This is a genomic window from Halorubrum sp. T3, from assembly GCF_000296615.1.
Taxonomy (GTDB): Archaea; Halobacteriota; Halobacteria; order Halobacteriales; family Haloferacaceae; genus Halorubrum; species Halorubrum ruber.
Map to the genome: position 1 here is coordinate 168364 of NZ_JH815330.1, position 15486 is coordinate 183849.

Below are 15486 nucleotides of genomic sequence, written 5' to 3' on the forward strand. Positions count from 1 at the left end.
CACTCTCTCCCGTGGGTCGGCCTCGGTCTATGTCGCATTCGCGCTCTGTATTCAGCACGCCTCTAAGAACATATCACCGGTTATGGATTTCAACGGCGCCGCCGGTCCCTCTTTCTCTCGCCGAGCTATCGTCCTCCCGACCTACTCTTCGAACCCGTCCTCCCACCGGAACGTCCCGTTCCGCTGGACGACCTCGCCGTCGACTTCCATCCGGGAGCGCTCGCTCACGTCCGAGATCATGTCGACGTGGACCGCGCTGTCGTTGCCGGACTCGCCCTCCGGGAGGCAGGCGTCGTAGGCGCGGCCGACCGCGAGGTGGACGGTGTCGCCCATCTTCTCGTCGAAGAGGATCGAGTCGGTGAACCGGTCGATGCCGCGGTTCATCCCGATGCCCAGTTCGCCGAGCCGCCGGGCGCCCTCGTCGGTGTCGAGGATGTCGGCGAGCGCGTCCTCGCCCGACTCCGCCGAGAAGTCGACGACCTCGCCGCCCTCGAACGCGAGGTGAACGTTCCGGACGCGGGTCGCGTCGATAGTCATCGGCACGTCGAAGAAGACCTCGCCCTCCGTGTCGTAGGGGGCCGTGAACACCTCGCCCGATGGTAGGTTATGGGAGTCGTACGCGACGGAGGCCGCGGAGTTGACCGCCGTGCGGCCCGCGATCGACATCGTCACGTCGGTGTCGGGCGCGTCGTCGCGCTCCGTGACGATCCGGACCTCGTCGCCGGCGTCGAGGACGTCTTTCATCTGCGCCATCTCCTCGGCGAGCGACTCCCAGTCGCGGAGGACGGCGTCGTAGACGAAGTCCTGATACTCCTCGTAGGCCATCCCGGCCTGCTGAGCGAGCGAGCGCGTGGGGTGGACCGTCGACACCCAGTCGGTGTCCATCCGCGCCTCGCGGACGCCCTTGCGGGCCTTCGCGTACGCCTGCCGCGTCGGGCGGTCGACGTCCGCGGTCGCGGTGGTGTTGCGCCCGCCCCCGATCCGGAGGTAGGCGTCGGCGGCCTCGAAGATCGCGCGGTCGACGGCGGGATCCGAGTCGAAGTCCTTGGCCTCGACGTCGCCGTCGGTTCCGGCCTCGATGCCTTTTAAATAGGCGCGGGAGAGTTCGCTTGACCCGTACAGCGTCGTCACGTTCGCGCCCCGTTCGCCGAGCGCCTCTGCGACCGCGACGCCTAACTCGTGGGCGTCCTCCGCGACGCTGACGACCACGTCGTCGCCGGCCTCGACCCGTGCGCTCCAGTCGACGAGCACCTCGGCGTGCTCGCGTACGCGTTCGTCCATTACGCTGTGTGTGTTCGGGGAAGCGTAAATCGATGCCGGGACGGTGATTGTTTATAATCGGTCGGCGCCGTATCGGGAACGAGTCCCGCTGGCTGCTGAGTTGGTGGTTTATAAATGGCGGATCGGGGATCGGCGGCGACCACCGCCAAAGCCCCAGTCGCGAGGCGGGCGCACGCTCGCTGCGCTCCTCACCCGGTCGCTACCGCTCCCTCGTTGCGGTGCTTACGTCGTCATCAGAACGCTCCGCGTTCTGATTGGCTCACGAGAGCTCTGCTCTCGTGAACGCCTGCGCCCGCCTCGCGACTGCCCCTTTGAGTCCCACCCCGCACGGCACCGCCCCGCACCTCTCACCTCCCCAGCCTCGTCGCTGGCGGCTGGCGCCGCCAGCGACTCCCTCGCGCGTGCTGCTCGCGGCCTGCCGGCCGCTCGCAGGCACGCGCCACTGCGCTATTTAAAAGCTCGCGGGAGAGGCGAGGAGTCCGTTACGGAAGTGTAAGGAGAAAGCTCCGCCCTTCAGCGCGGGGAGGATGTCAATCCTCGGTCGAACTGTCGTACATCGCTTCGAACTCCGCTTCGCCGCGGATCAGTTCGTCGACGCCGCTCGTGAGCGTTACCTCGCCGAACACCGTCGCTCGGTAGTACGTGTAGAGGCCGTCCGCTCCTCGCTCGGTGTGTTGGCGCTTTTCGACGAGGCCGGCGTCGACCAGTTTGTTGAGGTGGTAGTGGAGGGTACTGTCGTCGACCTCGATAGCGTCCTCCAGTTCTTTGGGGCTCATGTCGTCGCTGTGGACGAGTCGATAGAGAATTTCGTACCTGGTGCGGTGTCCGACCGCTGCGTGCATCGCCAGGTACTCGTCGAGGCTGAGGACGCTGTCCTCGGGCAGCAGGTCTTCGGGATCCTCCGGGAATCCTGCGCCGGCGGGCTGCGAGTGATTCGTCGCCATCGTAGTGTTTCGTACGAGGGAGGGATGCTTAGGCTCTTTTAAGCCAAAGTTTCTCAAAAAAGCCGTCTTTTAAATACTGACGGAAGATCATCGGTGAAGACCGCCAAAGCCCCAGCCGTGAGGCCGGCGTACGCTCGCTGCGTTCCTCAGTCGGTCGCTAGCGCTCTCTCCTTGCGGTACTTGCGTCGCCTACGCCGGCCTCACGGCTGCCCCTTTGAGTCCCACCCCGCACAGCACAGCGCCTCACACCTCCCCAGCCTCGTCGCTCGCGCTTAAAAGCGCTCGCGACTCCCTCGCGCGTGCGACTCGCGGCCGCCACAGGCGGCCGCTCGCCGGCACGCGCCACCGCGAGTTATTTAAATAACCTCGTCGGGAGACGATGAGGCCGTCACTCTGACTCCCCATGGACGGTCGCGAGGAGCCCGACCGCGAGCAGCGCGACGCCGACGAGCCCGCTGCCGAGCCTCGCCAGCCCCGCCAGCGGGGTCCGGTCTAGCCGCTCGCGCGAGTACCCGCCGAGGACCCTGTACGACTCCCCGTCGACGCGCAGGTTGTCGACTCCGGCGAGCCGGTTCGCGCAGTTCGCGTCGCCGAGGGCCCACTCTCCGGAGGTTGAGGCGCGTTCGATCAGGAGGTCGACGGACTCGGGAGCGATCCGGTACCCTCGGATCGAGACGTTGTTGCCGTCCGCGAGGGCGACCGCGGCGTCGGCGCACCGCGCGGGGAGGTCGGTTGCGTTCACGACTTGGTGTTGGTCGAGTCCCGGTCCCGGGTAGAACGTCGCCCGCCAGCCGACGACGCTCACGTCCGCGATCAGGAAGCCGAGCAGGAGGGCGCCCGGGACGGCGAGGAGCCTGCGGTCCATCTCGCCAGACGGATAGATCCGAGCGAAATATAGTCCTTGTGCGGGTCGTGCGCCGTAGTGTTCAGATAAGCTGGTTCCATGCGAAAGCGAACGATCTGAGCCACTCATCAGCAGTTTCTGCTTTGGCGTTTCTAAAACAGTTTGAGAAACTGATAGTTCTGCGTTTTATATTACGAAAGACATGTTTGACGCTGTTCCGATTTCCATGTCGTTCATATTTGAAATCGAGGTCGTGTTTGCGACAGGCTCGCTGAAGTGAAGCTGATCCATCGACGAGAACGGTTGCGTCATCCACGTCGTGTTTGTCACGGAGATCAGCGAAAAATCGATCTGCGAGAGCGTTATTTGTCGTCGGCTCAAGCTGTGTGTGAAGCAGATCATTCGTTTCGGATCAACAGCAGCGTACAGCCAATATTGTTCATCGTCAAGCCGAATCACCGTCTCATCAACCGCAACGTGATTCGGGCTCCGGCCAGACTCCGGCTGTAGATCGGCTTTGTGAACCCAGTTATGAACGGTGGAGCGCACTCGTTCAACACCGAATACCTCAAGAAACAAGATAGTATTCGAAAGCGATAATCCTGCTAAATGAAGCTGAATACTGAGCTTCATCAACAGCCGCGGTGTTGCCTCTCGCTCCACAAAGTCTAAGTTGATCTCGTCTAAACAGCCGCCGAGGCGGTTGTTTTCGGGCATAGATACTTTAAAACGTACGCCTCACATTTCAATTCTTATCTGAACACCGCCCTATTTTTGGCGAGTAGGACCAAATACGCGGGCCTCAGTACCGGAGGGGTCAGAGTATATCTCAGAAGGTCCCCAATTTACGCACCGGTTTAAGCAAGCTGGTCGACACACGGTTGAGGTTCTAATTACTTATGGAAATAATATTGTCTATAGTGGTGAAGCATTTCCAAATACTAGAGTCGGCTATCAGCACGAATCTGACGTAGCCCGTGCCAGTGAAATTGTTAATGTTCAGCCACTACCGGAAGATCCGATTAACTTAGATAATACGGATGTAACTATTTCGTTAAAGCCAGAGCAACAGGCTGTCTCTGTTGGAAATCCTGTATATCTAACACTTAGTATCACGAACACAATTGGGGATGGTCCAGTTTCAGCGCAACTCATTCTCGAAGTTCCAACTGGACTAACTGTATCCGAGACATCATTTAATCAAGGTGGAGGTCAATACACATCAACCTTTGAAATCGATCCCGGTGACACAGCCAATGAGCAGATCGCTGTCCGTGCTACCGAGTCAGGCCCATACCAACTAACAGGGTACGTCGTTTACGAATTTGATGAGAGTGACACTACCGAACAAACACAGACTAGTGAAATTCAACTTCGATTCTATGAGTAAACGAGCGGATCATGCCTCTTAGGACACTTGGACTGGCGTTGAATAGATTATAGAGGCTCTGGAAGATAGTACGAATAACCAGTACGAGTAACACTTACGAGTAAAGCTTAAGTTGGTGGGGTGTCATGTCCTAGTTGCGTCATGGCATCTCACAAATCGCAGACGGCGATCGTGCTCGTGGCCGCGATCGTTCTGGGCAGCGTCATGCTCCCCCTCGCGGCCGGGCCCGCAGTTGCGCAGGAGAACAACTCGACCGCAGACAACACGACGACGACGCAGGTTGAAGAGTGCGAAAACCCGCGGACTCCCGAGATGGATCAGGCACGGCTTTACGCGCCTGAAACGGTGATCACCTCTGGGGATGCGGGGCGCATCGACGGGGGCTTCCAGCTCGACAATACTGTCGAGTGCCCAGTGAAGGTCGCCGTTACGCTCCGGGTTCCCTCGGGAATGTCGATCTCCGGCGGCAGTGACTGGGGGAGCGCCGGTGCTGGGATGGTGACCTCCACGTTCACGATGCAGCCGGGATCCGGCATCATGGACCTCTCGGGGAATGTCTACAGCGAGCGTACCGGTGAGCTCCGGGTTACCGGAGACATCGAGTACTGGCCCGCTGGCCATCCGGAGATGTCTCAGGAGATCGATGGGCTCACGTTTAACTTCGACGTCCAGGAGCCCAACACCGGTGACGATGAGCCCGGGATCGGCATCCCCGATGTGAGCAATAGCACCCTGCTCATCTTACTCGTGGCGTTGGGGATGATTGGGATGATGTACGTCGCGCCGAAAGTGGGGGTTAATTTCCGCCAATAACCACGTCAGCGTCCGTTTGGTCGAACATCGGTACATTGTTGGCTAAATGGCTTTGCTGACGGATTTGAACCTTACAAACCATGTTTGGAAACCTATTCGGAGGTGATGACGACGACGATCAGGGCGGTGACAACGATGACTGGGAGGTTGATGTATCGATCAACACCGGGTTTACGAAATCCAATACGAGCGAGAACAGTGGCTCCGCAAGCGGATGGTTCCGGACGCATACGATCGATCTGAGCTCTGACGTGGACCAGCCGTCTGGAAGTGGCTCAGATGCCCCGTCAGGCCCCACGAGTCCCCCAACCCCTGATGTCGATCCGGGAGACTCATCGACGGCCCACGATCGTGGTACATTCGTCTTCCCGACGGGTCGGGACTTCCTTCAAAAGCTGGAAGCCCGCGGTCTCAACGGAGCTCACCAGCGTGTTGAGACTGTGTACATCCTGGCTGGACCAACGTACACTACTCCCACCGACCTCTTCCGCGTCGACAATCCGGAATACTACGCGTCAGCGACTCGTCGGAGTGTCACGTCATACGGGCGAAAGATGGCGCGTAAGGTCGCAGCGCTGTATCCAGACGGCGAAGCACCCAAGCTACTGGCACGCTTCCACACACATCCAGGTGGGTCGACGCGCCCGAGTGATACTGACCGCGACAGTGCTGAGCAGATCGCTTCACAGTTCTCGGATGCGCTGGGTACCTCGGACTTTGAGTTCTTCCAAGGAATCCATGCGTACAAAGACCACAATGGGAATCCGGGCCCGTCGGAGCGCCATGACCCGGTTGTCCGAAGCAACAGCGTCTCGTGGCGCGGTGAACAGTATCGGCATGAGCTAGCGCTGTACGGACCAGCATTCCGTAACCCACGACGGGTGGTGACTGGCGATGACTGATGCTGATCTGGACCCGCGCCTGGCTGAGGCGCTTGCGCAACTCGATGAGAGCACAGTCAAGGGGATCTCTGATCTCGCCGCGAATGATCCCGAACTGCTCGAAGAGTTACTCGCTGACGTCGGGTACCTGCCGACGAGTAATGCTGAGTCCGACTCTGAGGAGATAGCTGAAAACTTGTCTCCCCCGCAGCGCCGACTGTCGGAGGCACTCACTGATATGGGGTCTCCCCGGACTACCGATGAGATCATTGAACTCCTACAGAACGACCACCCCGATGTCATCGAAGAATACCAGTCGGCAAAACATCGGCCGTGGCTCTCAACGAAATTAAACGAACTCGTTGATAAAGGTGCCTTCGGACGATTTCGGGATGGGCGGACTGTTCGCTACGTCCCGTCCATTAGCGAGGCTGTTCGTCATTGGGCGCTTCATAATAACAGGTTCGTTGAGGACCTTGAGCGGAGCGACGCACGCACCATCGCTGATGATACGGGGATGCCGACCTCTGCGATTCGCAACGCCATCGAGGAGATGACCAACGGAGATGAGCAATTATGAGTGACAATACGACAGAACCAGACAATCAGAAGTCCGCCGAAGAGCGCGCTAACTGTGAGGGTGACTCGCCTCTCACCCCTGAAACTGAGCGTAACGCGACGACGGACGAGCATACCCCGTCGTCCCCTGATGTCGAGGTGACGGCCGCGACCGTTGCAGAACTACACCGGCGATTGCTCGACGCCGATAACACGGTGAATGATGCGGAGACCCACATTACTACGCTTTCGGAGTTAGTTGGGACAGAACCGACGGATTCGAGATCCAGGTCAGCCAGTGTTTCCGCCGAACTCGATGCGGCAATTGCGAAGCTGGAAGAGACTGCGGACCATATTGATGCGGCCATCAATGGGGCACGAGAGCTTCAAGAATCAGCTAAAGCCACATCTGGTCCAACTGGTGATGAAGGCGAAAAAGAATCAGAGGGTCAGCCATCGATGTTTGATAAAGACGAGTACGTTCGGAACACTTCTGACGAGTGTTCAGATCAAGACCACGTTTGATTGCCGCTAGCAAATTTTTCGCGGAATAATAAATAACAACTGAAAGACAGATTAATAAGAGATAATCTACAACTACTGTACAAATGCTCAAGGGGGGTGGCCATATCAAAACGGCACTCGTTGCTTCGATTGTTATTGTAGCTTGTTTTACGTTATTTCTCACAGGACCTGTATCTGCTACTGACAATTTAGACGAAACTAGAGAAATCGGTGGACATGGCGAGGCTGTCCACCAATCAGATTCCACAGAATTCATTGTCAAAACCATTGCCGACTCCAGCGTTGTACAAGGAGACACATTTGAATTAGAAATTGAGGTAACTAATGAGGGGGACGCAGCTGGCACCCAGACTATTACTTATGAAGTAGGTTCTATATATCGGGAGAATGAAATGTACTTGGAGCCTGGAGAAACAGATACGTGGTTCCTTACTGTCGACAGCGATCCGCTGTCGCCCGGCGAATACACGCATTATATCGAGAGTCCTTCAAGCACTGATGACCTTCCGTTCCTTGTCAAAGCTGGTGAGCCGAACTTCATCGTAGGTAATCTCCGTATTGAGAAAGACGGAGAAGTAACTTCACGGATTGAAAAAGGCGAATCTGCGAAGATAATGTATGCTATCCTCAATGATGGAGAGGGGCTCGGAACTCAGTATGCGAACTGCTATCTTGCTAACGAAAATGTGGGCGGTGAGTTCCTTGAACTAGAGGCCTCAGAGATCCGAGACGACATGTCCTGTACGATCGACACAGGCGACCTTTCACCTGGGACCTACGAGTTCGGCGTTGAGACTGACGATGATTCATGGTACAAGGAGGTGGTCATCGAGAAGCCTCCGCAGCCGCCGACAATCGATTCGGCATTCCCATCTGGTAATGTGAGGCTCAATGTTGCGACAGACGATTCCGAGGAATTCAGTGTCGACGCTTCTGACCCTGACTCTAGTCCTGGGGCCCTCTCGACGGAATGGCTCATTGACGGTGAGAGCTATGGTACCGCTGACCGGTTTACTGTCTACGCTGATGATCTTTCTCCGGGGACTCATACACTGAAAGCCGTCGTTAACGATAATCAAGCCGAAACCGAGGCAGCAACTCGTGAGTGGACGATCGATGTTGTCACGCCGCCACGGATTGCTGAACAGACACCAGAAAGCGAGTCGGTTGATATCGAGCCAGATCAATCCACATCGTTCAGAGTAACTGTTGAGGACGGCGATACACCGAATTCAGACCTCGATATCTCATGGCGAGTAGACGGAGATCAAGTCGGGACAGGCGCGTCGTTTGATCTTGACAGGAGTATCTTGACTCCTGGAACCCATACGTTGAGTGTCAGAGTTTCTGATGACAGCGACCTCACCGAAGATACCTTCGCTGAGTGGACAGTGAAAGCCCTCGCTCGCCCCTCTATCTCTGAAATAACACCAGACCGCTCTACCGTCACCCCGGGTGAGTCAGTTACATTCTCTGTCGACCCGACTGATCCAAACGGTAGGGGGATCACTGACGTCCAGTGGCAAATAGCTGGTAATGAGTTTACTGGACGGTCTATCCAGCATACCTTCGCGCAGGTTGGAACAGTTGAAGCCGTTGTTGAGGTCACAAATGAAGCTGGTCTCGTGGCAACCGAATCAACTGAAATTACCGTCGAATCAACACCACCACGGCTCGAATCTGCTGGTCCAGAACAACCAGTAGTGGCGGTTGGTGAACCGGTTGAATTCGACGTAGAAGCTTCAGATCCCAAAGACCGGTCGCTGTCTTTCGATTACCAGTGGCGTTCCGACACGGGGGAAACCGATGACCAACAGTCGACAACCATGCGCTTCGACGAAGTCGGCAAGCATGAGGTCACTCTCACGGTGACCAACAAGTACGGTGCTGAAACGACGCAGACCTATACGGTTAGTGTCCAGAACGATGAGCCCTCGATAGTACGTCGGAATCCCTCTGAAGACTCTGAATCTATTCTTTCACAAAGGACCGCTCGCTTTGCTGCTGTTATTACCAACCGTGATTCGTCACCAGCAACGGTCCGGTTCCAGATAGATGGAGACACAGTTGAAACGCAACGAATGACGGGTGATGAAGAACTCGTCAGCTTCCAGCAGGCGTTCTCAACTCCGGGGGAAAGGACAGTTGAGATATCGGTCGTAGATAGTCATGGTGCCGAAAACCAAGTCACGTGGGACATGGAGGTCGAAAGTAGACCTCCCGAAATTCGTGATGTCTCACCAGGTGAGGATAGCCTTACCGTGATGTCTGGCGAAACTCGCTCATTTGATGTATCAGCTGTCGATCCGGAAAAACAGGGTGTGGAGTACCAATGGTACCGAAACAGCAGCATAATCGGTGCTGGACCGTCAGTAACAGAGACTTTTGATGAGGGAGGTACATACGATCTGACCGTAGAAGCGAGTGATCCACAGGGTAGTACCTCTACCCGGTCTTGGTCAGTTAATGTCCGTAGCTTCCGTGAACCGCCTACAGAGAGTACACACCTATCCAACATCGAGATCGACCCGGAGAGTGAGCGGGTTACGAAAACGTTCTTGACTACCTCACTAGAGAACCCGTCGTCAAATGATCGAACTGTCGTCGTGGAATTCATCATTGATACGCCCGATGGCCTTGAGGTAGTTCGACAGCGAGGCGTGAGCGAAGCGAATAACGCTCAGATTACTGGGATCGGACGAATTGAACCCGGAGCTCAGCGATCAATGCGTGTTGGTCTACGAATTGCTGATGAATCTATCATCGGATCAGATGTTCCCATTGATGTAACAATTCGATATTATCCTGCCAGCCAACCAGAGGACATAAGTTATGTTCGTCAGTCAAACGAGGAGGTCACGATTCAACGACCAGGAATTATCCCGCAGGTTACGACTTGGATTGACTCCCTAATTGATGATATTCTATAGAGGATGAGAGACTGCGTCATTGTTTTTAGACTCGTCCATTTTTGAGTAGCCATCATGATTAGTAGTGCCCGTACACACATTGCTTTTGTCTGTGTACTCGCAGTGCTGGTTGTCTGTACTGGCGTTGTGGCTGCAACTCCGCAGACGGCGATGTCGGGCGCAGATGTAACTCTCACCAATGCGACGAATTCTGAGACGTGTTCGGGGAATGTCCAAGAGAAAGCGAGTATTAGCCAGACCTCAATCCAAGCAGTTGATGATCAAATCACTACAAATCAGCCTGCTCTAGTTTCTGGACAAATCGTTACACCTCAATCGAATCAGTGTACTGTCGTGGTTCAGATCATTCTAACTATCCCGTCGGACATGTACGTCTCGGGTACCGATGGTGTGGGAAGCAGTGGTCAGGGCAAATTGAGTGCGACGTTCAGATTATCTCCGGGAGAGACCCAATCGATGTCAGCACAAGTGTATGCGAGCTCTACAGGGACACGCGTAATAATCGCGGACTTCCTCTATTACCCAGCTGGACACCCAGAAGATGAACGCCAGCTAACTGGCTTCTCGATGGAAATCGAGGCACTCGAATCGAATCTACCTGGAGAGAATGTTAACGGCTCAACAGCCTCCAGCCTCATAACTGAATTCATACTTGTTGGAATTTCCGGCTTGTTCCTTCTCGTCGTCGGGATCAGATTACTCCAGTAGTATCCATTAATAATCTCTATGGATGTCCATTTGGTCGTGTTAAGTTAGAGGATGAGGCGGACGAGTTCTGAGTGTCTATGGCAGAATTCGACCGCCTCAGCGAACGTATCGCGTGGATCGACTTGTCGTTTGTGGAGCGAGATCGAACTCCGCGCTGGGCGATTGAAATAGGGATCCGCTGTCACTTGGCCGGTATGTCACTACGTGAGGTAAGTAAACATCTTGAACTATTTGGGATCAAGCGGGGTCATGTTGCGATCGGCTCTGTTGAAATCCTTAGGAAGTGACACATTCTGTCCCGGGTGTGGTCAATATAGTAGGTCTTTGTCGAAAAACAACGTACTGACACTCTTCAGTCAGTGCCAATTGAACCACAGTTTTCACATTTCCATCGTACTTTTCCGGCTATACTGTACAGACGGCTACTCTTAAGAACAAGAAGTTCATCGTGTTCATGCCCACACTCCCAACACGTGACATTGGAGACTTCTGACTCATACCAATCGCTCACCTCAAGATCTGTGTCACGCTCAATCTCGCTTCGTTTCATATCACATGTCATTATAGTAACTATAAAAAAGTTATTATAACATTATGTATATTCCACAGTAAGCAATTGATTCTTTTACAGGTTGATCCGCACCTTGCGCCACATTCGCAAGCGCATTCTATCGGCTGTTTCAGCCGATGATGTGTCCGAATAATAGGATTTCAACAGAGCCTTGCGATCCATAATTGGGTTCACAAAGCCGATTTACAGCCGATCTCGACCGTCTCAGAGGATCAACTCGCGGTTGACGAAAAGATGCTCCGCCTCCACGGCCAGCAGTTCTGGCTGTACGGCGCGGTTGATCACAGACGAACGAGATCCTCCATGTGAGCCTCTATCCAACCGCAAATAAACAGACGACGCGATGGTTTCTGACCGATCTACATCAGCGCTATCAGCTGAATAATATCGAATTTCTCGTCGATGACGCGGACTATCTCGGATCAGTACTCGCTGAAGACGGCTATCGATTTCAAGTCATTCGACATGGAAATCGGAACGCCATCGAACGTGTCCTTTGGGAGATAGAACAACAAACTTGACCTCCTCCTCCGCGTGAACGCGGAGGAATCCCACCACGGGATTTCAGGCCGAGCGAAGCGGCCTGTTGATTTCAAGACGCATACGTTCCAAGCGTCGTCTGCTGGTTTTCAGCATCGGCTTGGCTGTCTTGTGGCCCGGTCAAAGAGGCCCCATCCGTAGCCGAGTCATCGTCACCAGCCTTCTGCCGGGAAGCCCAGTCGCTTTGGCGGTGACTCTCTCCACTACGGTAGCGGTCTGCAATGTTTATCGCCCCGTTCACGTCGGCTTGATACTCACCGACCCAACAGCCGTCGTTCGAGCATCTAAACGTCGCCTGTCGTGGCCGGTAACCGTGTTCACCGCAGGCGTGACACGCCTTCGACGTGTTCCGGGGATTCACCGTCTCGACGGGAATCCCCTTCTCGGTGGCTTTGTAGCGAATCTGTGCGTGGAGCTTGGCAAAGCCCCACCCGTGTAACCGCCGATTCATATACTCACCGTAGTCCATGTTCTCGCGGATGTACCTCAGGTCTTCCAGCACCAACACTGGGTTGTCGACGGACTCGGCGTAGTCCACGACCTCGCTGGTCACACGGTGAAAAACGTCGTCAATCTGGTCCCACAGTGCGTCACCGTAGGACTCTGCGATTCGCTCACTACCACGCTTCTGAAGCCGTCTTGTGGCGGTGAAGTAGGTTTTTCGGAGCCGACGAACGGCTTTGCCGTCGTCGGCCCACAGGCGGGGGCGAACCGGAGAACCGGAGCCGTCGCGGTGACACACCGTGACGAGGCTCGCTTCTCCGATGTCCACACCAACCGGCGTCCGCTTATCGGCGGACGCCTCAGATTCGTCCTCCACGTCGCGGGTAGCGGTGATGTGGAGGTACCACGTTCCATCCCGCTCGAACAGCCGACTTTCACCCATCTCGGCGTCGTCTGCGTTTAACGCTTCAAGCCAATCCCGCTGGTCGGGATTGGCGCGTGCCGGTATCCAGAGGTGGTAATCCTCGTGGTGCGGGACTTTGGCGTACCACTCGATAGCGTTCTGTGGCTGGTGGTCGAGTTGTAGGCCCTCGTTTGTGAACCGCACTGGGTGGTCGTCGTGGATCTCGTTGGCGTCGTAGCTGTTCCCACAGAGTTGTGGGACGTACTTCTTGAGAGCATTTTTCGCGTAGCCGCTCAGGTCGTACTCGACAACCACATCGTTGGTTGCTGACTGCGTGTCACAACCAGTGTCAAAGGCGGCCTGAAGCGCCCGTTGATAGGCGTCGCGTGTCTCACGAAGTTTCTGTCGCTTATGGAGGTTCGGGTCCACAAGCTTCAGTTCGAGGGTTTTCGTGAGTTCGCCCATCGTCACCGTACGAAGATCCATCGTCACCGTACGAAGATTTTGGTTGTGGCAGATATATATCCCAGCCATCCGGAGTGGAAGTGAACCCGTGGGAAATCCGGCACTACAATAGAACGGTGGGTTGTCACACTATGATGTCCGCTCGACCCCCGCCTGTTCGTTCCTCGGTTCCGACACTCTGTCGGAACACTCGTCACTCACGGCAAGGCGGGGGTATGCGCTCGTATCTCTATCATCGTTTGCGAATAATTTTAGCAATGTCGCGTTAGAGACAGCTCAAAACTGGCTCGAAGCCTTCGCCGTCTACCACAATTCACGTCAAACTTAACGCGAGGATACTCCGCCGTTACTCTAAGTCGAGCAGCGTCGCAATCTCGTCAAGGTAGCCGTCGTACACGCCGACGGCGGACTCGATCGGGTCGGGCGAGGCCATGTCGATGCCGGCGAGCTCGACGACGTCGAGGGGGTACTCGGAGCCGCCCGCCTTCAGCATCTCGCGGTAGTCGGCGGCGGCGGAGTCGCCCTCGTCGAGGATCCGCTCGACGATGGCGGCCGCGGCGGAGATACCGGTCGCGTACTGGTAGACGTAGAAGTCGTAGTAGAAGTGGGGGATGCGCTGCCACTCGCGCTCGATGCCGCCCGTCAGCTCGGCGGGCGCGTAGTAGTCGCCCTTCAGATCGCCGTACATCTCGTCGAACGCGTCGGGCGTGAGCGCGTCGCCGGCCTCCACGCGCTCGTGGATCTGCTGTTCGAACGTCGCGAACATCGTCTGCCGGAAGAGGGTTGAACGGAAGCGTTCGAGGTACTCGTCGAGCACGTGCGTGCGGAGCTCGTCGTCCTCGACGGTGTCGAGCAGGTGGTGGGTGAGCAGCGTCTCGTTGACGGTGGAGGCGATCTCCGCGACGAAGATCTCGTAGCTCGCGTCGTGCCACGGCTGGGCGTCGCCCGCCAGCTCGGAGTGCATCGAGTGGCCGAGCTCGTGGGCCAAGGTGAACATCGAGGCGATGTCGTCCTGGTAGTTCATCATGATGTACGGCTGGGTGTCGTACGTGCCGGAGGAGAACGCGCCCGAGCGCTTCCCGCGGTTCTCGTACACGTCGACCCACCGCGAGTCGAGCCCCTCGGCCAGCCGCTCCTGATAGGCGTCGCCGAGCGGCGCGACCGCCTCGATCACCCACTCGCGGGCCTGCTCGTACTCGACGTCCGGCCCCTGGTCGCCCGTCAGCGACATGTAGAGGTCGTGGCTCTGTAGCTGGTCGACGCCGAGCGCCGCCTCCTTCAGCTCCGCGTGGCGGTGGAGCACGTCGAGGTTGTCGTCGACCGTGTCGACGAGGGTGTCGTACACCTCGACCGGGACGTTCGAGTCGTCGAGCGCGGCGGCGCGCGCGGAGTCGTAGTCGCGGATCTCGGCGCTCGTCACGTGCTCGCGGACGGCCTTCTCTAAGGAGGTGCCGACCGTGTTGCGCACGTCTTCCCACTCGTCGTAGAACGTCTCGTGGACGCGCTCGCGGAACTCGCGGTCCGGGTTCGTCTGGAGCTTCGTGAAGTTCGCCTGCGTGATCTCCACGTCCTTGCCGTCGGGGTCCTCGACGACGCCGTACGTCATGTCGGCGTTCGTCAGCATCGAGTAGATCTCGCTCGGCGCGTCGGTGACCTCCGAGAGGTCCGCCAGCACCTCCTCGACCTCGCTCGACCGCGTGTGCGGCTTCTTCCGGAGCACGTCGTCGAGGTAGTGCTCGTACTCGGCGAGGGCGGGCTCGTCGTCGAGGAAGGCCTCCACGTCCGACTCCGTCAGCGACTGGATCTCCGGTTCGAGGTACGAGACCGCGCTCGACGCCTCGGAGCCCAGCGACGACGCCTTCGCGGACATCGCCTGGTACTCTTGGTTCCGCGTGTCCTCGGCGCTGCGCAGGCGGGCGTAGGTCATCACCTGCTGGAGCTCGCGGAAGATCTCCTCGCGCAGTTCGAGCAGTTCGAGGAGCGTGGCGGCGTCCTCGGTCGCGCGCCCCTCGTAGGCGGCTAACTCGTCGATCCGCCCGGACACCTCCTCGTAGGCCGACTCCCACGCCTCGTCGTCGGCGTAGATGCCGTCGAGGTCCCACTTGTACTCGGCGTCGATCTCGGACCGCTCGGGAACCGAACTCATACCGTTCGGGTCGGCCTCGCGCACACTAAGCCTTGTCAAACCC

At 56.9% G+C, this 15486-nt stretch carries 11 protein-coding genes and 2 pseudogenes; 7 read left to right on the forward strand and 6 right to left on the reverse strand.

From position 1 onward, the window contains the following. Positions 1-141: 141 nt before the first annotated feature. From B378_RS0109895 to B378_RS16425, 4 genes and pseudogenes are all read right to left on the reverse strand, one after another. Positions 142-1281: an aminopeptidase gene (locus tag B378_RS0109895; RefSeq protein ID WP_017343639.1), complete on the reverse strand. Its 1140-nt coding sequence runs from the start codon at positions 1279-1281 to the stop codon at positions 142-144. A gap of 530 nt (positions 1282-1811) precedes the next feature. Beyond that, complete coding sequence (locus B378_RS0109900; RefSeq protein ID WP_017343640.1) at positions 1812-2225, reverse strand: winged helix-turn-helix domain-containing protein; 414 nt, start codon at positions 2223-2225, stop codon at positions 1812-1814. A 388-nt stretch (positions 2226-2613) separates the two neighbouring features. Further along, the gene (locus B378_RS0109905) at positions 2614-3090 is read right to left on the reverse strand and encodes a hypothetical protein (RefSeq protein WP_017343641.1); all 477 of its coding nucleotides are present in this window, start codon (positions 3088-3090) and stop codon (positions 2614-2616) included. Between the two features lie 61 nt (positions 3091-3151). Then, positions 3152-3786 (reverse strand): annotated as a pseudogene (locus B378_RS16425) (IS6 family transposase). 814 nt (positions 3787-4600) lie between these two features. Here B378_RS16425 and B378_RS0109915 point away from each other — a divergent pair. From B378_RS0109915 to B378_RS16780, 6 genes are all read left to right on the forward strand, one after another. Beyond that, on the forward strand, positions 4601-5272 hold the full coding sequence (locus B378_RS0109915; protein ID WP_017343643.1) for a hypothetical protein: 672 nt from the start codon (positions 4601-4603) through the stop codon (positions 5270-5272). Positions 5273-5826: 554 nt separating this feature from the next. Then, a complete protein-coding gene (locus B378_RS17520; protein WP_394295097.1) occupies positions 5827-6174 on the forward strand; it encodes a Mov34/MPN/PAD-1 family protein in 348 nt (115 codons plus the stop codon). Beyond that, complete coding sequence (locus B378_RS0109920; RefSeq protein ID WP_017343644.1) at positions 6167-6733, forward strand: hypothetical protein; 567 nt, start codon at positions 6167-6169, stop codon at positions 6731-6733. The genes B378_RS17520 and B378_RS0109920 overlap by 8 nt, the downstream gene beginning before the upstream one ends. After that, positions 6730-7236, forward strand: a complete 507-nt coding sequence (locus B378_RS16770; RefSeq protein ID WP_155118206.1) for a hypothetical protein — start codon at positions 6730-6732, stop codon at positions 7234-7236. Before B378_RS0109920 ends, B378_RS16770 begins: the two co-directional genes overlap by 4 nt. Before the next feature lie 83 nt (positions 7237-7319). Continuing rightward, positions 7320-10166 (forward strand): PKD domain-containing protein, encoded by a 2847-nt coding sequence (locus B378_RS16775; RefSeq protein ID WP_155118207.1) that lies wholly within the window; start codon positions 7320-7322, stop codon positions 10164-10166. A gap of 333 nt (positions 10167-10499) precedes the next feature. Continuing rightward, on the forward strand, positions 10500-10874 hold the full coding sequence (locus B378_RS16780; protein WP_155118208.1) for a hypothetical protein: 375 nt from the start codon (positions 10500-10502) through the stop codon (positions 10872-10874). Positions 10875-12037: 1163 nt separating this feature from the next. Here the strand turns inward: B378_RS16780 and B378_RS0109925 are convergent. Continuing rightward, positions 12038-13297, reverse strand: coding sequence for an RNA-guided endonuclease TnpB family protein (locus B378_RS0109925; RefSeq protein ID WP_026046245.1), 1260 nt, complete (start codon positions 13295-13297; stop codon positions 12038-12040). Positions 13298-13529: 232 nt separating this feature from the next. On the opposite strand from B378_RS0109925, the pseudogene B378_RS17480 reads away from it, so the two are divergent. Further along, positions 13530-13625: pseudogene (locus B378_RS17480) on the forward strand (IS6 family transposase); the annotation flags it as partial. A gap of 18 nt (positions 13626-13643) precedes the next feature. Here the strand turns inward: B378_RS17480 and pepF are convergent. Continuing rightward, positions 13644-15443, reverse strand: coding sequence for an oligoendopeptidase F (gene pepF, locus B378_RS0109930; RefSeq protein ID WP_026046246.1), 1800 nt, complete (start codon positions 15441-15443; stop codon positions 13644-13646). Between the last annotated feature and the right edge of the window lie 43 nt (positions 15444-15486).